The organism is uncultured Acetobacteroides sp. (genome assembly GCF_963667355.2).
Classification (GTDB): domain Bacteria; phylum Bacteroidota; class Bacteroidia; order Bacteroidales; family ZOR0009; genus Acetobacteroides.
Genome location: NZ_OY763328.2, coordinates 4,054,043 through 4,076,237, shown reverse-complemented (window position 1 = coordinate 4,076,237; position 22,195 = coordinate 4,054,043). Strand labels below are relative to the sequence as shown.

At 50.9% G+C, this 22,195-nt stretch carries 9 protein-coding genes and 2 tRNA genes; 2 read left to right on the top strand and 9 right to left on the bottom strand.

Annotated features, from left to right (window positions below):
- Positions 1–2: 2 nt before the first annotated feature.
- The 4 genes from gltB to ligA form a co-directional block, all read right to left on the bottom strand.
- Complete coding sequence (gene gltB, locus ACHZA1_RS16805) at positions 3–4,523, bottom strand: glutamate synthase large subunit (RefSeq protein ID WP_320053020.1); 4,521 nt, start codon at positions 4,521–4,523, stop codon at positions 3–5.
- A 1,350-nt stretch (positions 4,524–5,873) separates the two neighbouring features.
- On the bottom strand, positions 5,874–6,749 hold the full coding sequence (gene dapA / locus ACHZA1_RS16800) for a 4-hydroxy-tetrahydrodipicolinate synthase (RefSeq protein WP_320053019.1): 876 nt from the start codon (positions 6,747–6,749) through the stop codon (positions 5,874–5,876).
- A gap of 21 nt (positions 6,750–6,770) precedes the next feature.
- A complete protein-coding gene (locus ACHZA1_RS16795) occupies positions 6,771–7,241 on the bottom strand; it encodes a DUF6913 domain-containing protein (protein WP_320053018.1) in 471 nt (156 codons plus the stop codon).
- Positions 7,242–7,314: 73 nt separating this feature from the next.
- Positions 7,315–9,312 carry an NAD-dependent DNA ligase LigA gene (gene ligA, locus ACHZA1_RS16790; protein ID WP_320053017.1) on the bottom strand — a complete coding sequence of 666 codons (1,998 nt, stop codon included), beginning with the start codon at positions 9,310–9,312 and terminating at the stop codon, positions 7,315–7,317.
- 117 nt (positions 9,313–9,429) lie between these two features.
- On the opposite strand from ligA, the gene ACHZA1_RS16785 reads away from it, so the two are divergent.
- Positions 9,430–11,628, top strand: coding sequence for a RelA/SpoT family protein (locus ACHZA1_RS16785; RefSeq protein WP_320053016.1), 2,199 nt, complete (start codon positions 9,430–9,432; stop codon positions 11,626–11,628).
- 584 nt (positions 11,629–12,212) lie between these two features.
- On the opposite strand, the gene ACHZA1_RS16780 is transcribed toward ACHZA1_RS16785, so the two are convergent.
- From ACHZA1_RS16780 to ACHZA1_RS16765, 4 genes are all read right to left on the bottom strand, one after another.
- Positions 12,213–15,191: an AsmA-like C-terminal region-containing protein gene (locus ACHZA1_RS16780; protein WP_320053015.1), complete on the bottom strand. Its 2,979-nt coding sequence runs from the start codon at positions 15,189–15,191 to the stop codon at positions 12,213–12,215.
- Between the two features lie 198 nt (positions 15,192–15,389).
- Positions 15,390–15,473: transfer RNA gene (locus ACHZA1_RS16775), tRNA-Leu, on the bottom strand.
- 21 nt (positions 15,474–15,494) lie between these two features.
- Positions 15,495–15,578: transfer RNA gene (locus ACHZA1_RS16770), tRNA-Leu, on the bottom strand.
- Positions 15,579–15,745: 167 nt separating this feature from the next.
- On the bottom strand, positions 15,746–17,917 hold the full coding sequence (locus tag ACHZA1_RS16765) for a S9 family peptidase (RefSeq protein WP_320053014.1): 2,172 nt from the start codon (positions 17,915–17,917) through the stop codon (positions 15,746–15,748).
- 148 nt (positions 17,918–18,065) lie between these two features.
- On the opposite strand from ACHZA1_RS16765, the gene ACHZA1_RS16760 reads away from it, so the two are divergent.
- The gene (locus tag ACHZA1_RS16760; protein ID WP_320053013.1) at positions 18,066–18,803 is read left to right on the top strand and encodes a DNA alkylation repair protein; all 738 of its coding nucleotides are present in this window, start codon (positions 18,066–18,068) and stop codon (positions 18,801–18,803) included.
- A 759-nt stretch (positions 18,804–19,562) separates the two neighbouring features.
- Here ACHZA1_RS16760 and ACHZA1_RS16755 read toward each other — a convergent pair.
- Complete coding sequence (locus ACHZA1_RS16755; protein ID WP_320053012.1) at positions 19,563–22,019, bottom strand: outer membrane beta-barrel family protein; 2,457 nt, start codon at positions 22,017–22,019, stop codon at positions 19,563–19,565.
- Positions 22,020–22,195 lie beyond the last annotated feature (176 nt).

Below are 22,195 nucleotides of genomic sequence, written 5' to 3'. Positions count from 1 at the left end.
CCCTATTTCTTTACGGTTATAACATCAGCAAAAGCAAGCCTCTCCGCCTCATCGAAGCCATAACCTGCCTGCTCGTATCGCTTAATCAGCGTCATAATCTTCTTGTAGTCCTTAGGCAGCACCTTTACAAACTGAATTTTTTTCAGATCGAAGCGATCCAGCACCTTCTTGGTTACTGCCGAGCGGGTGTGCTTATAGTGATCTTCCAGCATTTGCTGTAGCACCACCTCGTCCTCGCCATCGAGCTTCTCGACGTACACCATGTCGGTGTTGATGCGGCTTCGGTTCATGCCCGTTTCATCCTGAATGTAGGCAATACCGCCCGACATACCAGCGGCAAAGTTTCTGCCAATGGTTCCTAGGATAACCACCCTACCACCTGTCATGTACTCGCAACCGTGGTCGCCAACACCTTCCACTACAGCATCGACACCCGAGTTACGAACGCAGAAGCGCTCGCCTGCCGCCCCGTTGATGTACGCCTTACCGCTTGTCGCGCCGTAGAAGGCAACGTTACCGATTACAATATTCTCGTATGCCTCGCGGCTGGTGGACTGCTCCTCCTGAACGATAATCTTACCGCCCGAAAGGCCCTTGCCCACGTAGTCGTTAGCATCGCCCCAAAGCTCGAGGGTTATACCGCTTGGGATAAAAGCGCCCATGCTTTGTCCGCCTGCGCCCTTCATCTTAATCCAGATGGTATCTTCGGGAAGTCCTTTATTCTGGTACCTCCTGGTAATTTCGCTACCAAGTATGGTTCCAATGGTTCTATTCACATTATCGACATGCAATTCGATGGATACCTTTTCGCCAGCGTCCAGCGCCTTCGAAGCCTTGTCTAGCAACACCGTTGCATCGATGGTTTCGTACAGCTTCTGGTCGTACTTCTGCTCGAAATGGTAGTTCGAGTTTGGCATCTTGAAGTTCTTGAAGAGCACCCTAGTTAGGTTTACCTTCTGTGCCTTCCACCCTTCAACCGTCTTCTGGCAAAGCTTATCGGTACGCCCAACCATCTCGTCGATGGTACGGAAGCCAAGCTCCGCCATGTACTCGCGCATCTCTTGGGCGATAAACATCATAAAGTTTACCACGTACTCAGGCTTTCCTGTAAAACGCTTGCGCAGCTCCTCGTTTTGGGTGGCAATACCAACCGGGCAGGTGTCGAGGTTACATACGCGCATCATTACGCAGCCAATGGCAGCTAGTGGAGCCGTTGCAAAGCCGTATTCTTCGGCACCCAAAAGAGCAGCAATCACCACATCCTTACCCGTCATCAGCTTGCCATCGGTTTCAATCTTAACGCGCTGACGAAGCCCATTCAGCACCAGTGTTTGATGCGCCTCGGCAAGCCCCATTTCCCAAGGTAGTCCACCATGACGAATAGAGGTCATTGGCGATGCACCTGTTCCGCCATCGTAACCACTTATAAGGATTACATCGGCGCCACCCTTGGCAACACCTGCGGCAACCGTTCCAACGCCTGCCTCCGACACCAACTTAACGTTGATAAGCGCTTGCTGGTTGGCGTTTTTCATGTCGTAGATTAGCTGGGCTAAATCCTCGATAGAGTAGATATCGTGGTGAGGTGGTGGAGATATCAGCCCCACTCCTACCGTTGCGTGGCGAGCCTTGGCAATCCAGGGGTAAACCTTTGTTCCGGGAAGCTGACCTCCCTCGCCAGGCTTGGCACCCTGCGCCATCTTTATCTGAATTTCCTTTGCATTCAGCAGATACTCCGAGGTAACGCCAAATCTACCAGAGGCAATCTGCTTAATTGCCGAGCTTCGAAGATCGCCGTTCTCATCGCGGGTGAAGCGCTCGCGCTCCTCGCCTCCTTCTCCGGTATTCGACTTGCCGCCAAGTCGGTTCATGGCAATAGCCAAGCACTCGTGCGCCTCCTTGCTGATTGAGCCGTACGACATAGCTCCCGTCTTAAAGCGCTTAACGATATTCTCAGCAGGCTCAACCTCTTCTATCGGAATTGGCTCCTGAAAGCGGAAATCGAGCAGGTTGCGGAGCGTAACAGCCGACATTTCGTTATGGAATAGGGCTGTGTACTCCTTAAACTCCTTGTAGCTGCCGGTTCGGCAGGCGTTCTGCAACTTGTAAATCGACATGGGGTTGTACAGGTGCTCCTCCTGCGAACTGCGGTACTTAATGCTACCCTCCGAGTCCAACGAAAAGTCGGTAACCCGGCTATCAAATCCACGAGCATGCCTTTCGATAGTCTCCTTGGCAACGTCCTCAATGTCGAGCCCCTCAATGCGGGTAGGTGTACCTGCAAAGTATGTCTCAACCAGCTTACTCGACAGCCCTAGCGCCTCGAATATCTGCGCACCGCAGTACGACTGGATGGTGGAAATTCCCATCTTGGAGATAACCTTTACAACACCTTTAAGAATAGCCTTATCGTAGGTGTGAACGGCATCCTTGTACGACTTGGCAATGGTCTTGCTATCAACCAAGTTTTTGATAATATCGTAAACGAAGTATGGGTTGATGGCGTTTGCCCCAAAGCCCAGCAGCAGCGCAAAGTGGTGTACCTCGCGGGGCTCTGCCGACTCTACAACGATGCTTGCCTTTGTTCTCTTAGCCTTCTTTATTAGGTGATGGTGCAGCGCCGATGTTGCCAGCAGCGCTGGTATCTGTACCTTGTTTTCATCAACCTCCTTATCGCTAAGAATAAGGATTGATGCCTTCTTAGCGATAGCCTTATCGGCCAACTTGCAGAGCTCCTTAAGCGCAATCTCCAGCCCGTTTTTGCCCAACGACTTGTCGAAGTAAAGTGGCAGGCGAACGCTTCGGAAGCCTCTGTTGTCAAGGCCCTCGATATTCTTTAGGTCGAGGTTGCTGATAATGGGGCTAGCCAGCTTAATGCGGGTACAGTTCTTCTCCGAATCCTCTAGGATATTACCCTCGGCACCCAAGTACACCCTCACCGAGGTTACAATCTCCTCGCGAATGGCGTCGATTGGCGGATTGGTTACCTGCGCGAACATCTGCTTAAAGTAGTCGTACAGCAGCTTGCTCTTGTTGCTGAGCACCGCCAACGGCGTATCAACCCCCATTGCCGATAGCGGGTCATCGCCGGTTGTCGCCATGGGCTGGATGATGGAGTAAACATCCTCGTAGGTATAGCCAAACCCCTTCAGGTAGCGGCTGTAGTCAACCGTAGACTCCTCGTGCTCATCGATAGCCTGCTCCAGCTTAACCAAGCTGCGCTCAATCCACTTCGCGTACTGCTTGCGGCGCGAGTAGGTATCCTTTAGCTTCTTATCGTTGATGAGTTCGCCCTTAGCGGTATCCACCAAAAGCATCTTACCAGGCTTTAAGCGTCCTTTGGTTTTAATATTTTTCTGAGCCACATCGAACACCCCAACCTCCGATGCAAGCAAAAGGTAGTCATCTTTGGTGATATAGTAGCGAGCCGGACGAAGGCCGTTTCTGTCGAGTACCGCCCCCAGCTGCTCGCCATCGGTAAAGGCGATGGCTGCCGGACCATCCCAGGGCTCCATCATGGTCGATTTATACTCGAAGTAGTCGCGCACGCTACGGTTCAGCTCCTTATTCTTGCTCCAAGGCTCGGGAATGTGCATCATCACCGCTTCGGGGAGGGTACGCCCATTCATCACCATAAACTCGATGGAGTTGTCGAGCATGGAGGAGTCCGAACCATCGGGGTTAATTACGGGAAGCACCTTCGAGAGGTTATCGCCAAACACCTTCGAGGTAAAGTTGCCCTCGCGGGCGGTCATCCAATTCTGGTTTCCCTTAATGGTGTTGATCTCGCCATTATGGATGATCAGGCGGTTGGGATGCGCCCTCCTCCACGAAGGAAAGGTGTTGGTGCTAAAGCGCGAGTGAACCAGCGCCAGCGCGCTTTCCATAGCCTCGTCGTTTAGGTCGGGGTAGAACACCTCGAGCTGCTTAGAGGTTAGCATCCCCTTATAAACGATGGTTCGGCACGAAAGCGAGCAGATGTACGAGTCGGGAGCGAGCTTCTCGAACTCCTTTCGTATAGCGAATAGGTCGACATCGAACTTTTGCCTATCGGTGCTATCGTCGTTACGCTTTACAAATGCCTGCGCAATGTAGGGCATGGCGTCGCGCGATGCATCGCCAAGGCTCGAAGCGTTAATCGGCACCTCCCTCCATCCCAGAAAAGTATGGTTGTGTACATCTACAATGTTTTCGAAGATGAGCATGGCGCGCTTTCTCTCGGCTCCATCGTGAGGTAAAAAGAACATCCCTACGGCGTATTGCCCCTCTTCGCCAAGCGAAAAACGAATCTTCTTTGTGAGAAACTTATGCGGAAGCTGAATCAGAATGCCAGCACCATCGCCAACGTTGGGATCGGCTCCCACACCGCCACGGTGATCGAGCTTGGTGAGCACCCGAAGCGCATCGGTGACAATTTTATGCGACCGAATACCCTTAATGCTGGCAATTGCACCTATTCCACATGCGTCTTTCTCAAAAGCAGGATCGTACATTCCTTGCTGCTGGGGATAATCCTTTTCCATAAGTGTGCTTCCTTTCCTATATTTTACTCAAAAAAACATTCAAAGCTCCTCGAAATCCTACCATGCTTACAATATGTAAGCACTATACAACAATACCATCAAATTACTTAACTAATCGACTATATATCTAGGTATTTTATGCATTACAATATATCGCATAAGCACGATTTATCCTGTTGCCTCGTGTTTTTAGCAGCGTAATCCAAATGCCCCGAACAACAAATCCGCTACTACGCAAGATGCCTTGTAAAAAACGCCCACACCAGTACAGTATCTAGACAGCGTCTAGTAAATTATATAAGCCAACATGCAGGGCGAGCAATTACTACTATAACAGTATCCGCTTACAAAGCGACTTAAAAACAGGTTAAAGAACAAGAATGAGCTCACGCGTAAACAATGGCTTGCTTTGGTGTAATGCTATGCCAACATTACAATTTACCGCCTACTCCTTAATAACTCTAAAATAATCAGAGAGAGCTGTACGAATATTGGCTTTCTATTTTCGCGTTTTGCTAAAAGTAGAGATTATTTCCAATAATAAAAATCAATCGAATTGGGGCTGACTGCCAATACATAAATTGATTATAAGCATTATAAAGCCGTTTTCTTACTACTATTTTTAAATACTCCTAATTTAGAACTTGAGATGTAGAGCAGCCCCAAAAAAGCGCTTACAAATTGTAGCTTAATCTTCGAAATTGCATTTAATACTCTTTTAACCTTTACATGTACACCTTAATAGATTAGGACTTGCATTGAATACAGGTTGCTATTTTAGCTGTAAGCCCAAATGTCAGACGCTACTCCTGCTTCCGAGAAAATAGGGTAGACACAGCTCCGTGAATAATTCCTGAATCCCCACCAGCAGCCCCGCACCTGCGGCTTACACATTGGCACCTTACCCTTTACGTTGCCTATTTCTCGCCTAAGCGACGAGGCTTACAGGCCTTGCACCCCCTTTGCTGATGATGAAAGCCACGGTGGAAGCCTCAATAACCAGTTCGGAACTGGTTATTACCTGCTCGAAACAGGTTACGAACCAGTTCGGAACTGGTTATTACCTGCTCGCAACTGGTTATTACCTGCTCAGAACTGGTTACGAACCTGTACGCAACTGGTTATTACCTGTTCGGAGCCGGTTATAAGCAGTTCAGAGCAGCTTATTGGGTATCCTGAGGCACCTCGCATCGCTCTTTACGACCACGCGATGGCCCCAGAGTAAGGTTGTAAGGCTGCTCGAGGTGGCTTATTGCCAAAGCCTATACCTTGGAGGTGAATCAATAGAAAATAAAAAGCCCAAGAGCAGAGTTGCTCTTGGGCTTAACCGTATCGTAGAGGCTATAGAGGCTACATATTGCCGTCGATGTACTTCACAATATCGCCGTAAAGCTTATCGGAAGCAGGCACCAGAGGGAGGCGGAGAACATTCTTACAGATGCCCAACTTGCCAAGAGCAGCCTTGACGCCTGTTGGATTTCCTTCAGCGAAAAGCTGGTCGATAGGATCGGCGAGCTTGTATAGCGTTGGTAAAGCCTCCTCAAACTTGCCGCTCAAAACGAGGTGAACCATGCTGCAGAACTCCTTTGGGTAAGCGTTGGCGGCAACCGAAATCACGCCATCGGCGCCAACGGCAACTTGAGGAATCACGTGAGCGTCATCAGCCGAAAGAACAAGGAATCCTTCGGGTCTCCCCTTTAGCACCTTAATCATCTTGTTCATGTCGGTATCGGCCTCCTTAATGGCGATGATATTCTCAAAGTCGTTCGCCAGGCGGATGATGGTTTCAGCGGTAAGGTTCACGCCTGTACGTCCTGGCACATTATACAGCACAACAGGCTTCTTAGAAGCCGAGGCTATTGCCTTGTAGTGCTCGTACAGCCCTGCCTGATTAGGCTTGTTGTAGTATGGCGTTACCGATAGGATGGCATCGGCATGCTTGTACATCTCATCATTCAGAAGAGCGATAACCTCGGCGGTGCTATTGCCGCCGCATCCAATAACCATCGGAAGCTTAGCCTTGTTGCTCTCGTGAACATGTTTGACGATTGCCCGCTTTTCCTCTTTAGTCAATGTAGGGGTTTCGCCGGTTGTTCCGTGAACAACTAGGTAGTCAACATCATTGGTAGAAACGTACTCTACCAAACGAGTTAACGACTCAAAGTCTACGCTTCCATCTTCGTTAAAGGGTGTAACAAGCGCTACACCAACTCCTCTTAAATTCATATGCATTAATTCTTAAAACAACTATCCAATTTTTTGCAGATAGGCAAACATCTGCTCCTGCAAGAATTCCAAGTCTACGTTGCCATCAACATCGATGGTAAAATCGAAGGGAGAATCGGCAATGTCGATGCTTCCTATCTTGAACTTAGCCAACGATGCGGTGGCAAGGTAAGCACAAAGCTGCGATTCTAGGCGGCTCAAATCTATTAAATAATCGTGATTCTTCTGTAAAAGTTTCAGAAGCTCCTCGTTTTTGGGCACTCCATTCCACTTCACCTCCTGCGTGCTAGCACGGTAAAAATTAGCCGTCTTAGGGTATGCCGACTGAAGGTCCTTTGATTTACCCACCATAATACAATCAACGTCGATACCTTTTGCCACTACCCTATCGATAAAGGCATAAAGGTCCGAGAGCTGATTTTCGTTTTCAACTTTATACAGAAGAACAGCGCTTTTTACCTTATCAAGTGGGGTGAAATACCTTTCTCGCATTGCGCTTACATTGGATTGCAATGCAGCAAACGCCCGTTTTTGAAAACTTCTCTTAATCGCAGTAAGCATAAACCTATTTGTTTATCAACGTATAAAGTTCGTCCAGATTAATCATTTTGATGCCCAGCTTATTTGCCTTTTCGAGCTTCGATGGTCCCATGTTCTCGCCTACCACCAGGTAGCTAAGATTGCCCGATATGCTGCTAAGCATCTTACCGCCGTTATCCTCGATCATCCTTTTTATATCATCACGAGGGATATCGAAGGTTCCGCTGATCACAAAGGTAAAACCTTTTAGCTTATCCGAAGCCCTTTCAACCTCCTTCTGCTCCATTTGTACGCCAAATTCTCTAAGACGCCTTACCTGCTCGAGGTTTTTAGGTTCGCTAAAATGGTATTGGATGCTTTCCGCGATTTTGGCGCCAACCTCTTCTACCTGCACCAGCTCGTCGTACGAGGCGGCAATAATGGCATCAATGCTCTTTAGGTGAGCAGCCAGCTTCTTTGCCGTTACCTCGCCAATGTAGCGGATACCGATGGCGTAGAGTACCCTCTCGAAGCCCACCTGCTTAGATGCCTCAATGCTCTTAACAATGTTTTCGGCCGATTTCGTGCCTAGGCGCTCAAGATCCTTAATCTTGTCGACGGATAAGGGGTACAAGTCGGCGATGTCGCTAACCAGTCCGGTGCGGTAAAACAGCTCCACGGTTTCGGAGCCTAGCCCCTCTATATTCATAGCCTTACGGCTGATGTAGTGCTCTATTCGTCCAATGATTTGAGGTGGACATCCAGCATCGTTGGGGCAAAAGTGCTTGGCTTCGCCTTCCTCACGGATTAGCTCGGTGCCGCACTCCGGACAGTGGGTTATATACCTAAAGGGTGATAAGCCTTCCGCCCGCTTAGCCAAATCTACCCCAACAACCTTGGGGATGATTTCGCCTCCCTTTTCCACCAGAACGTAATCACCGATTCGGAGATCAAGAAGTTCTATTTGATCGGCATTGTGCAGCGATGCGCGCTTTACCGTTGTGCCTGCCAGCTGTACGGGCTCTAGGTTGGCTACGGGCGTTATGGCGCCGGTTCTGCCCACCTGAAAGTCGACGCTTAGCAGCTTGGTGGAGGCCTGCTCGGCCTTAAACTTGTAGGCAATGGCCCACTTGGGCGACTTAGCCGTAAAGCCCAAATCTTCCTGGTCGGAAAGGCTGTCAACCTTAATTACGGCGCCATCGGTATCGTAGGGTAGATTCTCGCGTTCTTTATCCCAGTAATGAATAAACTCCTCAACCTCCGCCATGCTGCCGCAAAGGCGCATGTGCTCCGACACCTTGAAGCCCCAGCTGCGCAGCTGCTGAATGTTATGGTAGTGGCTATCGGAAGGAAGCGCTTCGCCTAAGAGGAAGTAGAGAAAGCAGTCGAGGCCGCGCTTGGCTACCACCGACGAGTTTTGCAGCTTCAGCGTGCCAGCTGCGGCGTTGCGCGGATTGGCAAAGGGCTGCTCGCCGATCTCCTCGCGCTCGCTATTCATCCTATCGAACGAGGTGTGAGGCAAAATAATCTCACCCCTAACCTCGAACTCCTGAGGGTACCCCTCGCCACGAAGCTTCAGCGGTACGCTCTTTATTGTTTTCACGTTGGCGGTAACATCATCGCCCTTAACGCCGTCGCCACGGGTTACGGCGCGCACCAGGCTACCGTTTACATAGGTAATGCCGATTGCCGTTCCATCGAATTTAAGTTCGCAGGAGTACTTGGCATTGGGCACCACCTTGCGAACCTTGGCGTCGAAGTCGGCCAGCTCGTCAAAGGAGTAGGCGTTGGAGAGCGAAAGCATTGGGTAGCGGTGCTCCACCTGCTCGAAGGCCTGGTTGCTGTCGTTGCCCACGCGCTGGGTTGGCGAATTGGGGTCTTGGAGCTCGGGGTGCTGCCTTTCCAGCTCCTGCAGCTCCTTCATGTGCATGTCGTACTCGTAGTCGCTTATCGAAGGATTATTGAGCACGTAGTACTCGTAGTTGGCTTGTTCTAAAAGGCTTCTTAATTTCTGGGCTTTGGAGGCGGTATTTTCGGTGGTCATTCGAATCTATTTTAAGCAAAAGTACTTGTTTGTTTTTTGATAAAAAACAACACTAAACCGATGGTTAAGATAAATTATTTCCTTCGATAATTAATATTTTTACGAAAAATGATACGTATGGAAGATCTGGATTTAGAAAAAGAGGAGAAAAGGGAGCTACTCAGCCGTTTTAGAAGCCTATACAAATCGTGCAAACAGAGCAGCTCGCAGGAGGAACTTCTTCTTTTAAAGAAGGCCTTTCGCGTTTCGGCCAATGCCCACAGGGAGAAACGCCGCGAAAATGGCGATCCTTTTATCTTCCATGCCCTAGCCGTAGCCCAAATCGTAGTCGATGAAATCGGCCTTAAGGGTACGGCTGCCATATCGGTTTTGCTCCACGAGACCTCGCGGATTAACGGCTTTGACGACGATGATTTTGCCAAGGAGTACAACCCCGAGGTTGCCACCATCGTTACGGGGCTGAACAAAATCTCTAAAATAGATCCAAAAACCAGCTCGAGCGAGGTGGAGAACTACCGCCAGCTGGTGATATCCTACTCGGCCGATCCACGCGTTATCCTGATAAAGCTGGCCGATAGGCTCGATGTGATGCGCCATCTTTACTTCTTTGCCGATAGCAAGCAGGTGAAGAAGGCCAACGAAACGCTTACCCTATACGCGCCATTGGCGCACCGCCTGGGGCTCTACTCCGTAAAGACGGAGCTCGAGGATCTCTCGCTGAAGTACACCGAACCCGCCGACTACATCAATATCACAACCAAGCTCGAGGAGACCGCCAAGGAGCGTAATACCTACATCGAGAAGTTCGTAAAGCCCATCGTGGCCGGGCTCGACCAGTACGGACAGAAGTACGAGATTAAGAGCCGAACCAAATCGATCTACTCCATCTGGAAAAAGATGAAGAAGCAGAAGATTCCCTTCGAGGAGGTGTTCGACCTGTTCGCCATCCGTATCATCCTCGAAAGCGAGCTGCCCCTCGAAAAGGCCGAGTGCTGGAGGACCTACTCTATCGTTACCGAGAAGTACATCCCCAACCCCGAGCGCATGAGGGACTGGATATCGGTGCCCAAGTCGAACGGCTACGAGAGCCTGCATGCCACCGTCATCGGCCCCGAGGGGAAGTGGGTGGAGGTGCAGATCCGCACCCGCCGCATGGACGAGATCGCCGAAATGGGTATCGCCGCGCACTGGAAGTACAAGGGCATTAGGCAGCAGCAGGGCATCGACGACTGGCTGACCGACCTGCGCAACCTGCTGGAGCAGGCCGAGGACTCGACCGACATGGTGGAGAGCCTAAAGCAGCTGGACAGCTACCAGAAGGAGATCTTCGTGTTTACCCCCAACGGCGACCTCAAGAAGCTCCCCGCCGGGGCAACGGTGCTCGACTTTGCCTTCGAGGTACACTCCAAGCTGGGCGTGTCGTGCGTGGGCGCCAAGGTAAACAACCGCCTGGCCTCCATTAAGGATGCCCTGCGGAATGGCGATCAGGTGGAGATCATCACCTCCAAAAACCAAAAGCCTACGAAGGACTGGCTGTCGTTCGCCATCACCTCTAAGGCGCGCAGCAAGATCAAGCAGAGCCTCAAGGAGGAGGAGCTGAAGGTGGCCAACATCGGCAAGGAGCTCCTGCTGCGCAGGCTCAAAAACTGGAAGCTGGAGCTTACCGACGAGATGGCCTCGCAGTTCATCAAAAAGAATAAGATTAAGTCGATTACCGAGTTCTACGCCATGCTGGCCAACGAGAAGATCGACATTGCCGATATCAAGACCTACATCGAAACCGCAGACCAGGTTGAGGAGAAGAGCAGCGCGTCCGAGATTGCCTACGCTCAGCCCAAAGAGCAGGAGAGCGGCGACTTTCTGATTATCGACGAGCGCCTGGCCAACGTGGACTACAAGCTGGCCACCTGCTGCAACCCCATCTTTGGCGACGACATCTTTGGCTTTGTAACCATCAGCCACGGCATCAAGATCCACCGCGCCACCTGCCCGAACGCCAAGAGCATGCTGGAGCGCTACCCCTACCGCATCGTGAAGGCCAAGTGGCAGCAGACGCGCGAGTCGAGCTCGTTCCAAACCACCATCCGCATCATCGGCGAGGACCAGATTGGGCTCTTCAACCGCATCTCGGAGGTGCTCACCAAGGAGCTGAAGGTGAGCCTGCGCTCGGCCTCGTTCGACACCAAGGGCGGCGTTTTCGAGGGGAAGATCAAGGTGTTCGTGGGCAACATCAAGCAGCTGGACATGATTATCCACCGCATCAACCGCATCAAGGGGGTGATCAGGGCCAGCCGCGTGGCCACCTCGGCCGAGTAGGAAATTTCATACAAGCTTTATACGGACTAGACCTGACAGATTTTAAAAACCTGTCAGGTCTTTTTGTAAGTGTAGGTCTTTACAAAATGTGGAAGGCTGCCTACTCAGTAGATAGACCTCCGCAAAAATGTGGAAGGCTACCTACTCAGTAGATAGCCTTCCGCAAAAATGTTGAAACCTCCCTACTCAGTAGATAGGCTTGCGCAAAAATGTTGAAGCCTCCCTACTCAGTAGATAGGCTTGCGCAAAAATGTTGAAGCCTGCCGGTTCAGCCGAGAGGCTTGCGCAAAAATGCTGAGGCCTGCCGGTTCAGCCGATAGGCTTCCGCAAAAATGTTGAAGCCTGCCGGTTCAGCCGAGAGGCTTGCGCAAAAATGCTGAGGCCTGCCGGTTCAGCCGATAGGCTTCCGCAAAAATGTTGAAGGCTGCCGGTTCAGCCGAGAGGCTTGCGCAAAAATGTTTGGGATCATTTGGGATGAAAAGACATTCCCGAATTTATGTAGGGAGCCGCGATGAATCGCGGCTCTACAGAAACAGGAAAGGCGCCCTCTCGGACGCCTTTCTTTCGTTATCATCATTGCTGGATTACCTGCGTTTGAAGAGTTCGTTGAGTTTCTTTTTAGCCGCATCCTTGAGCTGGTCTTCGCTCTTCTTTTTGGCCGTATCGGTTTTCGATCCGCCAATTACCTTATCGAGCAGCTTATTGGCCTGCTTGGTTACCTCCTTGGTGGCCTCCTGCTTCACCTTATCCTGAACGGCCTGCTTCACCTCCGACTGCACGGTCTTGCCGCCGGCGCTGGTTACGCTAAGCAACTTCACCGAAGGCTTGCTGTAGGTACCGGTAACGCCAAGGGTCACCTTCATGTCGCCCGAAGCTGCGCTTGATCCTAGGTATCGGCTCATGGCGCTGTTCAGCGATTTGGTAACGGCATTGGCCGGAACGTCCATCAGCAGGTTGTAGTTGATGCCGCCATCGAGCGAGGTGTAGCCGCTGACGGTGGTCTTACGGCCGTGCATCGAGATGTCAAATGGCTTCACCGACAGCTTGCCATTTTCGAGGGTTGTCGATAGGGCCAGCTCCCTGAGCTCGGTCATCGTACCGGCCGTGGTTGGCTTGGAGAACTGGGCCACCAGCGAGGTTAGCTTGGTATCCTTAAGCGTTCCGCTAAGGATTTTCACCAGCCCGCCGCCGTTCATCGAGGCCACGTTGGGCATCATATCCTTGGTAAGATCACCCTTCAGGTTGTAGTTAAGATCCATGTTACCCACCACGTACTGCGAAATCGGCGCGTACTTCTGGATGGTTTCAAACGTTTCAAAGGCCTTAGGGATGGATATCGATTTCACGCCAAGGTTGAAGTCGAAGGTTGGCTTCTTCACGTCGGAGTCGAAGGTACCCTTAACGTTTACCAGCCCGCCGATGATGCCCATGTTGGCATCCTTGATGGTCATGATGCCCTTCGAGATGCTTACCAGCGCGTTTACGTTGTCGGCAACAATCTTGTCGTAGGTAAACTTGCCGATGTGGGCCTTAAGGTCGAAGTCGATGTTCTTGGGGATCATCGAAACCGAGGTGCTCGTCTCCGACTTGGTTGGCTGTGCAGCCTGCTGCTTGGCCACGGCCTCCTTATCGGCAGGGGTCATCCACTCGTTGGCGTTGAAGGTTGGGATATTTACGTTAAGATTTCCGCCCAGCACGCCATCTGGCTTAAACAGGAATCCCATATAGTTGGATACGCTTCCGGTAGCCGAAATTTGGCTGCTGCCCACCTTCGACTCAAACTTGGTAAGGTTGATCGATGCAGGGTTGAACACCACCGCAGCGGTGCTAATGGTAACGCCCTGCTTAAAGGCTGGGCTCGAATACGAGAAGTTCGATACGTTCATGTTACCCGAAGCCTTAACGTTGGCGTAGCGCTTGGCGGTAACGTCGGATAGCTTACCGGAGGTAGCCAGGTTAGCCTTAACCCTCCCCTTAAGCGTCATATCCTTTAGGTTGAAAATTTTGGCAATCTTTTCCAGATCCACGCCACCGGCAACCTTTACGTTCCAGGCAAGGTCCTTGATGTTTTGCACGCTACCGGTAGCCGTCAGGCTTTCGCCGGCAAGCAGCATGTTGAAGTTGCCAATCTGAACAACGGTGTTCACCGCCTTACCGGTGGTGTTGGAGGCCGTCATGGCAAAGTTGAGGTTCTGGAGCGGCGTAGGCAGCAGCTTATTCTGCACAAAACCGTTGGTAAGCTTCGCCGAAGCGGCAAGTATTGGGAATGCCCCCGTCTTATCGTCGTAAACGCCCTTGGCGTTAAGCGCCAGGTCGAAGATCCCCTTAATGGTCATCCCCTCTATTGGGAATGCCGAAGTTAGCTCTCCAAGGTTCAGGCGAGCATTCACCTTAGCATCTACAGGGAAGTTTCTCAGGTTAGCCACCTTCAGGTAGCCATCAAATGGGTTGGTTCCAATCTTAAAGCTAAACTTGTTAAGGTTGATGGAGGTGCTTGGGATAAGCCCATCCTTGTTGTCAACGTTCAGGTCGATGTTGATGTCCTTAATCGCCTCCGACACCTTTGGATACTTAAACGAGGCATTCTTGGCAACCAGTTTCACGCCAAAAGCAGGCAGTAGGCTATCCTTGTAGGTTCCCTTAGCGTATCCGCTGAAGTCGAAGTCGCCATCAGCCTTAATATCGCCGAAGCTCTCGGTGTACACGCCAGGAACCAGCGATAGCAGCCCCTTAAACGAGTTATCGAGCGCCTTAAAGGTAACGTCCATCTTTACGGCATTCTGCTGCGCCAGCTGCACCCAGCCGTCGAAGCCAAAGTTGAAATCGTTAACCTTAATGGAGTTTTCCTTAAAGGTGTACTTCTTGTTGTTCATGTCCATGTTCACCACAAAGTTCAGGTCGAGCGACTTGTTGGAGAGGTACTCAGTACCGTTCATGGCTACGGTAGCCTTATCGGCGGTAAGCTTGGTGGTAAGGTCGAAAACATTTTCAGCCAAATCGCCGCTACCGGTAATGTTTAGGTTCTTAACGCTGGCAAACATCTTCGACTTCTGGTCGCTGTAGATGATGTCGGCATTCTTAAGCGATAGTTCCTTTAGGCGAAACTTAACGGGTTCCGATTTGGTGGTATCAGCCTTCTTGGTGGTATCGGGCTTTGGCTTGTAGATATCGTAGTTAGCCTTGCCGTTGGGCAGCACCATTACGTTAAGCTTTGGATTATCGAGGATAATCTTGTTCACCTCGATGCGCCCCGAGCTGATCAGCGCAAATATGTTAACCGTAACCTCAAACTTCTTCAGGCTAACAAGCGTATCGCCCTTAAACTCTTCGCGCCCCACAACGCTCAGATCCTCGAGCGCAAGGGTAAAGTTGGGGAAGTGGCTAAACATGCCGAGGCTCAGCCCATCCTGTGGAAACTTCACATCCGCATTGATATTCTCTGCGATAAACTTATCCGCAGCTTGCTTTATCGTTGGCTTAAATAGGTATGGCAGAATTAGCATCGCTAATATCAGCACCCCTAAAATTGAACCAAGAATAATCAGGAGCTTCTTCTTCTTCATTCGAATATATTCTAATGGTTATTTTAACCCAAAACTAGTGAAATTTCGCAGCAATAGCCTTTCCCAACTAGTAATAAGCGCTAAGTTTTGCGGCCTTTTGTGAATCAGTAAAAAGACAGAAGGGATCAATCCGAAAATTCGGTGAGGATATAAATAGAAAAAGGGATAGCAATTTTAATTGCTATCCCTTTTCATTTGTGCTCAGGATGAGACTCGAACTCACACGGGCTAACGCCCACTACCCCCTCAAAGTAGCGTGTATACCAATTTCACCACCTGAGCATTTGCTTTAATCAACTTGCGTACCCGGAACAGGACTCGAACCTGCACGCTATTGCTAACACTAGTCCCTGAAACTAGCGCGTCTACCAATTCCGCCATCCGGGCATTGCTTGTGTCAGCGTTTCAAAGATTGACGGTGCAAAAGTATAGATTTTTCGGGTATCTGCAAGGATTTCGCTGAAAAAAGCTACACTTTTTTAGGATTGAAAAACAAATGGAGAATGGGCTTTAACCATTCTCCATTTATTCTTATTGACTTACAAGTTTACCTGCTATAGGTTTGTTTCTACGTAATTCAAAAATTTGGTGTAGAGCTGCAGCCTTGTTTTGCCCCCGTAGATGCTGTGGTTCTTATCGGGGTAAACCATCATATCGTACTGCTTGTTGGCCTGAATGAGCTTGGAGACGAACTCAAAGGAGTTTTGGATATGCACGTTATCGTCGGCGGTGCCGTGTACGATTAGTAGCTTGCCCTTAAGCTTATCGGCGTGGTTGATGGGCGAGTTATCGTCGTAGCCGCTGGGGTTGTCGTTGGGTAGGCCGTTGAAGCGCTCGGTGTAAACGCTATCGTAGAAGCGCCAGTTGGTAACGGGAGCAACGGCAATAGCCATCTTGAAGATGTCGGCACCCTGTAGGATGGCGTTGAGCGACATAAAGCCTCCGAAGCTCCATCCCCAAATGCCGATGCGGCTTTTATCAACGTAGGATAAAGATCCTACGTACTTGGCGGTGCTGATTTGATCGATCACCTCTAGCTTGCCGAGTTGCCCGTAGGTTTGCTTGCGGAATGCTTCGCCACGGGCACCCGTTCCGCGACCATCGACGCAAACAACTAGGTATCCCTTTTGGGCAAGTACGTTCTCCCACCCTAGCCCCCAGCGGTCGAGCACCTCCTGCGAGTTAGGACCGCTGTACTGGGTCATCAGCACGGGGTACTTTTTAGCGGGATCGAAGTTAACCGGCTTAATCATCCAGCCATTTAGGGTAACACCCTCGGGAGTTACAAAGGTAAAGAACTCCTTGGGGGTGATATTGTACTCGGTGACCTTTTGCGCTAGTGCAGCGTTATCCTCCAAGGTTCGAATTTGCTTACCGGTTGCCTGATGCAGCGTGATAAGCATTGGGGTGGTAGTGCTGTTGAAGAAGCTGATGTAGTACTTAAAGCCTGTGCTAAATACAGCCTTATTGGTTCCTGCATTGGTCGAGAGCATACGGCTTTCGCCGCTCTTAAGGTTGGCCACGTAGAGCTCGCGCTGCATGGGCGATTTGGCAGCGGCAATGTAGTAAGCCAACCCGTTCTTCTGGTCAACACCTATAAAGTCGGTTACATCCCAGCTGCCCTTGGTGATCTGCTTTACCTGTTTCCCGTTCATATCGAAAAGGTAGAGGTGGTTAAAGCCATCCTTTTCGCTGTTGATGATGAACTGGGTGCCGTTGTCGAGAAAGGTGAGGTAGCTGTCGGTTACCTCGGAGATGTACCTATCGTTCTTCTCGGAGTAGAGCGTGGTGGTGGTGCCGTCGGCGGAGCTGCCAACGAGGATGTCGAGCTGGTTTTGGAGGCGGTTAAGGCGTACCATGGCGAGCTTTGCGGGGTTCTTGGTCCATCGGATACGGGCAATGTACTGGTTATCCTCGTTGCCGACGTTCATCTTGGTGGATTTGGCCGCCGCTAGATTGTAGCAGTAGATGGAGACAACTGAGTTCTGCTCGCCAGCTTTGGGGTACTTGTAGCTGTAGTTGTCGGGGTAGAGCTTACCCTCGAACTTGGTCATGTTGAAGAGCTTTACGCGCGACTCGTCGAAGCGGTAGTAGGCGATGGTTTTGCTGTCGGGCGACCACTCGAAGGCCTTGGGGAAGCCGAACTCCTCCTCGTACACCCAATCGGTAGAGCCGTTGATGATGCTGTTGAACTTTCCATCGGTGGTTACCTGTACCTCCTTGCCGGTGGCTAGATCGACGTAAAAAATATTGTTGGAGCGGACGAAGGCTACCTTGGCGCCATCGGGCGAGAAGGTGGCGTAGCTCTGCTTGCCGCTTGCCGAAAGCGGCTTGATCTCCTTGGTAGTCCTATTGAAGATGTAGTAGCTGGCGGTAAACGATCGACGGTAGATGGGGGCGCTGTCGGTGAGCAGGAGCACCTGCTTTTCGTCGGCGCTGAACTCGTAGTCGGAAACCGATTTCAGCCCAAACTTCTGCAGCTGCGCTGCCGTAAGAATGGTATCAACCGCCCTGCCGGTTTTGTAGCTGTACTCGACGATGTCGCTCCCGCTAAAGGCGGTATAGTTAACGCCATCGTTCATTGAGCTGATGCCCGAGACCGATTTCGCCCTGAATGTTCCCTTATCCATGAGGTCGGAGATGGTGATCTCCTTCTTTTGAGCCAACGATGGTATGCCTACGAGTAGTAAAGCAGCCAGCCCAAGGGCTAATCTCCCCTTCTGCATTTCGTTTTTTATTTAGTAAGTATTTACGGACACTGAAGCGCCAAAAGTATGCAACTACGGGCAAAGCGCCAATTAATATAGACACCCAAATTCCCTAAAACTGGCAGCTCGTAAAAGATTATCTTTAGCCAATCAAATACGATACGCTATGAACGATACGGCACCGGCATACCAGCGCCTAATGGACGAGCTGGTAAACCTTCAGGATCCATCGACCCAAAAGGTGGTTCAGTACTTCTTTAAAACCGAGCAGGGGCAGTATGGCGAGGGGGATAAGTTTTTGGGGATTAAGGTGCCGGTGGTGAGGGCTACCATTAAGCCGTACCTACACGAGGTAGCGCCTATAGAGGTTGAGCACCTGTTGCACTCGGAGTACCACGAGGTGCGGATGGCAGGGCTGCTGGTTTGGGTTAACCAGTACAAGAAGCTGAAGGATGAGGCTGCCCGTAGGGAGATCGTTGACCTCTACCTTAGGAATACGCGATACGTGAACAACTGGGACTTGGTGGACCTGAGCTGCGAGTTCATCGTTGGCGAGTACCTGCTGGATAAGCCCGCCGATTGGCTCTTCGCCCTGGCAAAGTCGGAGAACCTGTGGGAGCAGCGCATCGCCATTGTCTCGACGCTGACCTTTATCCGGAAGGGGCGCTACGGGGATACGCTGGCCCTGTGCGAGGGTTTCCTAGACCACCAGCACGACCTGATTCATAAGGCCTCGGGATGGTGCCTGCGCGAGATCGGAAAGCGCGACGAGGCTGTTCTTAGAGAGTTCCTCGAAGCGCATGCGCACGCTATGCCCCGCACCATGCTGCGCTACAGCATCGAAAAGATGAACGAGCAGGATAGGAAGTACTTCATGGAGGCTAGGGCAAGAAGCGGCAGGTAAGGAATTGCTAGCCCTGCGGGAATAGCGCTAAGCGTGGAAGCCTTTGTGCTAAGCGCAGGAGCGTATGTGTAATCCGCAGGAGCGATTGTGTAACTCGCAGGTGCGATTGTGTAAGCCGCAGGTCTGAATGTGTAACTCGCAGGTGCAATTGTGCAAGTCGCAGGTGTGATTGTGTAAGCCGCAGGTGTAATTGTGTAAAGCAACGGAGCGATTGTGTAGAGCGACGGAGCCAATGTGTAAGCCGCAGGTGCCAGTGTGTAAATCGCAGGTGCGAGTATGCTGAATCGGCAAGCCATAGCGGGAGTTGAGGTGATAATGGTAAACGGATACGGGGCAATCGTGAAATTTTTTGCAAAAAAAACGCCCTTCGTTTTTGCAAAAATTAAAAAAAGCCGTACTATTGCACCACTAACAAGCAAGTTCTTTAACAAAAAGATATTCCTCAGCATCTATATGCTTAACATGTAGCTATTTTTTAGCGAGGTGTTGAGTCTGTTGATTTGGGTTTGGTTGAGACAGGAGTAGAATTCTGTCACCGTTGCTCCACTTAATTTCGGCATTGCGCCGGCTAACGTAAGCCAAGAGCTGAGTGAGGTTTACGTGCGGTTTTTGCGAAATAACCTACTAGTGGGGCATACAAAAAATAAAAGGTCGATTGTTGCAATCGGCCTTTTTTTTGGCTCTATACCAAATGGGATGGGGCTGTAGAATCTGGGGCTGCGGCTTGCTAGAGAGCGCGCTCAGCCACTTCGAGGCAGCCTATCTCCCCGCCCCTTCGTTCCGATCCTTGCTGCTACTTGGCTTAACATCGTCGTTGCTAATTCCGCGCTGGGCTTTCTTAACGGCTTGCCCCATCTTGCCGAAGCGGTAGCTGATTGCAAGCTGAAGCACCCGTGCCTCCCGTCGGTTTTCGCTAACGGAGGAGAAGGTGGCTCCTTCGGCATATCTCCTAGAGGTGTAATATCTCTTGAAAGGATTTTGCACGGAGATGGCTGCGTTGAACTTTCGATCAAGGAAGTCCCTGCTAAGGGTGAACCCGTGATAGGTGTAGGATGACCATCTGGCTTGGAGCTCCATCGATCCATTTCCATACTCTCCGAAGCCCGAAAGGGTAAAGCCTTTGGCAAAGCACCATCTGAAGCTACCGCTAATACTTTTGGTCCACCCGCTGCTTTCCATTTTCTCGCCCGACGATCCGCTCCTGTAGGTGTTGTACTCTACGGATGGTACTAGGCTAATGGACAGCTTAGCGGAGGGGGTAACCGATCCGTAGAATGAGGCGCCATAGGTGCTGCTGCGCCCCCTGTTTCGGTAGGTTTGAACCTGCACGCCGGTGGGTAGCGTAAATATTAGCGTTTGGATGGCGCTGCTGCTTTGGCGAGCATAGAGGCTGAAGTCGAACTTAAGCTTGCCGGTGAAGTAGCTATAGCCGCAGTCGACGGAGTTCACCTTTTCGGCTTTCAGGTTTGGGTATCCGTAGGATATATACTTGGGATTTTTGTCGTCGATGTAGGGGTTAAGGTACTCGATGCCGGGGCGCTGCAGGCGCTGGGTGTACGAAATCCTGATGCTGCTGGCTTCGCTGAGGTGGTACGCCACGCTTGCATAGGGAATGAGGTCGGTTTGGCGGTTGCTGAATGAGGTGTCCGCCACCTGCTTAAACGAGGCATCGGTATAGGCACCTTCGAGCCTTAAGCCAGCCTTGACCGAGATCGTTTTAAGCTTAAGGAGGTAGCCTAGGTAGCCAGCAGCAATGCTTTGGGTGTAGCTTAAGTCGTTGCTGCGCGAGGGGTTGGGCTCCCACTCCTTGGCGGTGGTGCTGTAGGTGTAGCAGCTTACGTCGCTCGGATTGGTTCGTAGGATGTACTTTACGCCTGCCTCGTATAGGCTGTTTTTGTTGATGGGGTTAACGAAATCGAGCTGGAAGGTGTTCTCGTAGGAGCCTGCCGTATTCTTCGACCTGGTAAGAGACGAGCCGTAGCTAATATCGCCAGTGATATCGTTGGTGTAGCTAGCCTCTTGGGGGGTATAGTCGAATTTGTAGGAGATGGTTAGCAGCTTATCGGGCTTCCGGTACGAACGCTGGTAGTCGACATTCCCTGTTATTGAAGCCCAATCGTTTTTAGCATAGCTGTCGGTTGTAAAGCGCTGCGTAAGCCCACTTGTGGCGGAATAGGCAGCGGTTGAGGAGTACGAATCAATTTTCCACACGCTTTTATAGCAGATAAAGGAGGCGCTTATGAGGTTCAGCGAGTCTATTTCGTAGCTGAACTCTCCGCTGAGGTAGTCGGCAGCGCCATGGCGCTTGGCGCTCCCCTCCCCAACCGTTAACCGATAGTCTTCGCTACCGAAATTGCTTAGGGTAGAGTGGCTCTGCGATGCGGGAAACCTCCAGCAGCCATGCCCGTAGTTCATCGAAAACGCAAACTTCCCAAGCGTAGCCGTTGCGTATAGGTGCCTCATATATCCGTCCAAGTTATCGAGGCGAAACAGGAGGCTCCCCGAAAAGCCCGATAACCCTTTTTTGCTGGTGATGATGTTGATGATGCCGCCAATCCCCTCGGCGCTGTACTTGGACGATGGGTTGGTGATCACCTCGATGCTCCTGATGCTGCTGGCCGGCATGGCCTTGAGCACATCCTTTGCGTTAGCCGACATCAAGGCCGACTCCTTGCCGTTGACGAGGATTTTGTAGCTGCTGGCACCTTTAAGCTTGATGTTATCCTCGCCGTCAACCGTAAGCAAAGGCACCTTACGCATCATGTCTAGCGCGGTTAAGGTCTGCGATTCGGGGTCGGCATCGGTATTGTACGAGATCTTGTCCACATCGATCTTTACCAGCTGCTTTTGGGCCTGAACAACCACCTGGTCGATCTTCGTGGATAGCTCGCTCATCGTAATGGAACCGAGATTTTCCTTGGCTTTGGCGCCCGCCAAGAATTTTACCGTTACGGGTTTATAGCCAACTGCAGAAATAACCACCTCGCCTCTAAGGTTCTCCTTAAGCGAAAACTCGAATGCGCCACTGGCATCGGCGGCTAACCGCTTTAGCACCTTACTCTGCGAGTCCTGAACCGTAACGGTTACAAATGGAACGCCTTTTCGTGAAAGAGAATCAACGACTTTTCCTGAAATGAGCGTAGAGACCGAATCGCCAAAGGTGCGTAGCGGGAACGCCCCAGCGAGAAGCAGAAAAACGAAAAAGAACCGACACATGATTATGCTATTTGGGGTTATTCGTTAAAAACATCCGTACAAACCTCTAGCATTCCATGCTTAGTTTCAACTTTAATCGATATACGCCCATTATTTGCCGATGAAGCAGGAGGCTTGGATGATCTTCCCGAAAACAGGACGGCTTAAACAGCAAAAACGGGAATCCCTCAGTTGGG

Bases quoted from the DNA above. Each gene is read 5' to 3' on its own strand.
- gltB (WP_320053020.1), bottom strand. From the start codon at position 4,523: ATGGAAAAGGATTATCCCCAGCAGCAAGGAATGTACGATCCTGCTTTT.
- ACHZA1_RS16795 (WP_320053018.1), bottom strand. From the start codon at position 7,241: ATGCGAGAAAGGTATTTCACCCCACTTGATAAGGTAAAAAGCGCTGTT.
- ACHZA1_RS16760 (WP_320053013.1), top strand. From the start codon at position 18,066: ATGAACGATACGGCACCGGCATACCAGCGCCTAATGGACGAGCTGGTA.
- dapA (WP_320053019.1), bottom strand. From the start codon at position 6,749: ATGAATTTAAGAGGAGTTGGTGTAGCGCTTGTTACACCCTTTAACGAA.
- ACHZA1_RS16785 (WP_320053016.1), top strand. From the start codon at position 9,430: ATGGAAGATCTGGATTTAGAAAAAGAGGAGAAAAGGGAGCTACTCAGC.
- ACHZA1_RS16780 (WP_320053015.1), bottom strand. From the start codon at position 15,191: ATGAAGAAGAAGAAGCTCCTGATTATTCTTGGTTCAATTTTAGGGGTG.
- ACHZA1_RS16755 (WP_320053012.1), bottom strand. From the start codon at position 22,019: ATGTGTCGGTTCTTTTTCGTTTTTCTGCTTCTCGCTGGGGCGTTCCCG.
- ligA (WP_320053017.1), bottom strand. From the start codon at position 9,312: ATGACCACCGAAAATACCGCCTCCAAAGCCCAGAAATTAAGAAGCCTT.
- ACHZA1_RS16765 (WP_320053014.1), bottom strand. From the start codon at position 17,917: ATGCAGAAGGGGAGATTAGCCCTTGGGCTGGCTGCTTTACTACTCGTA.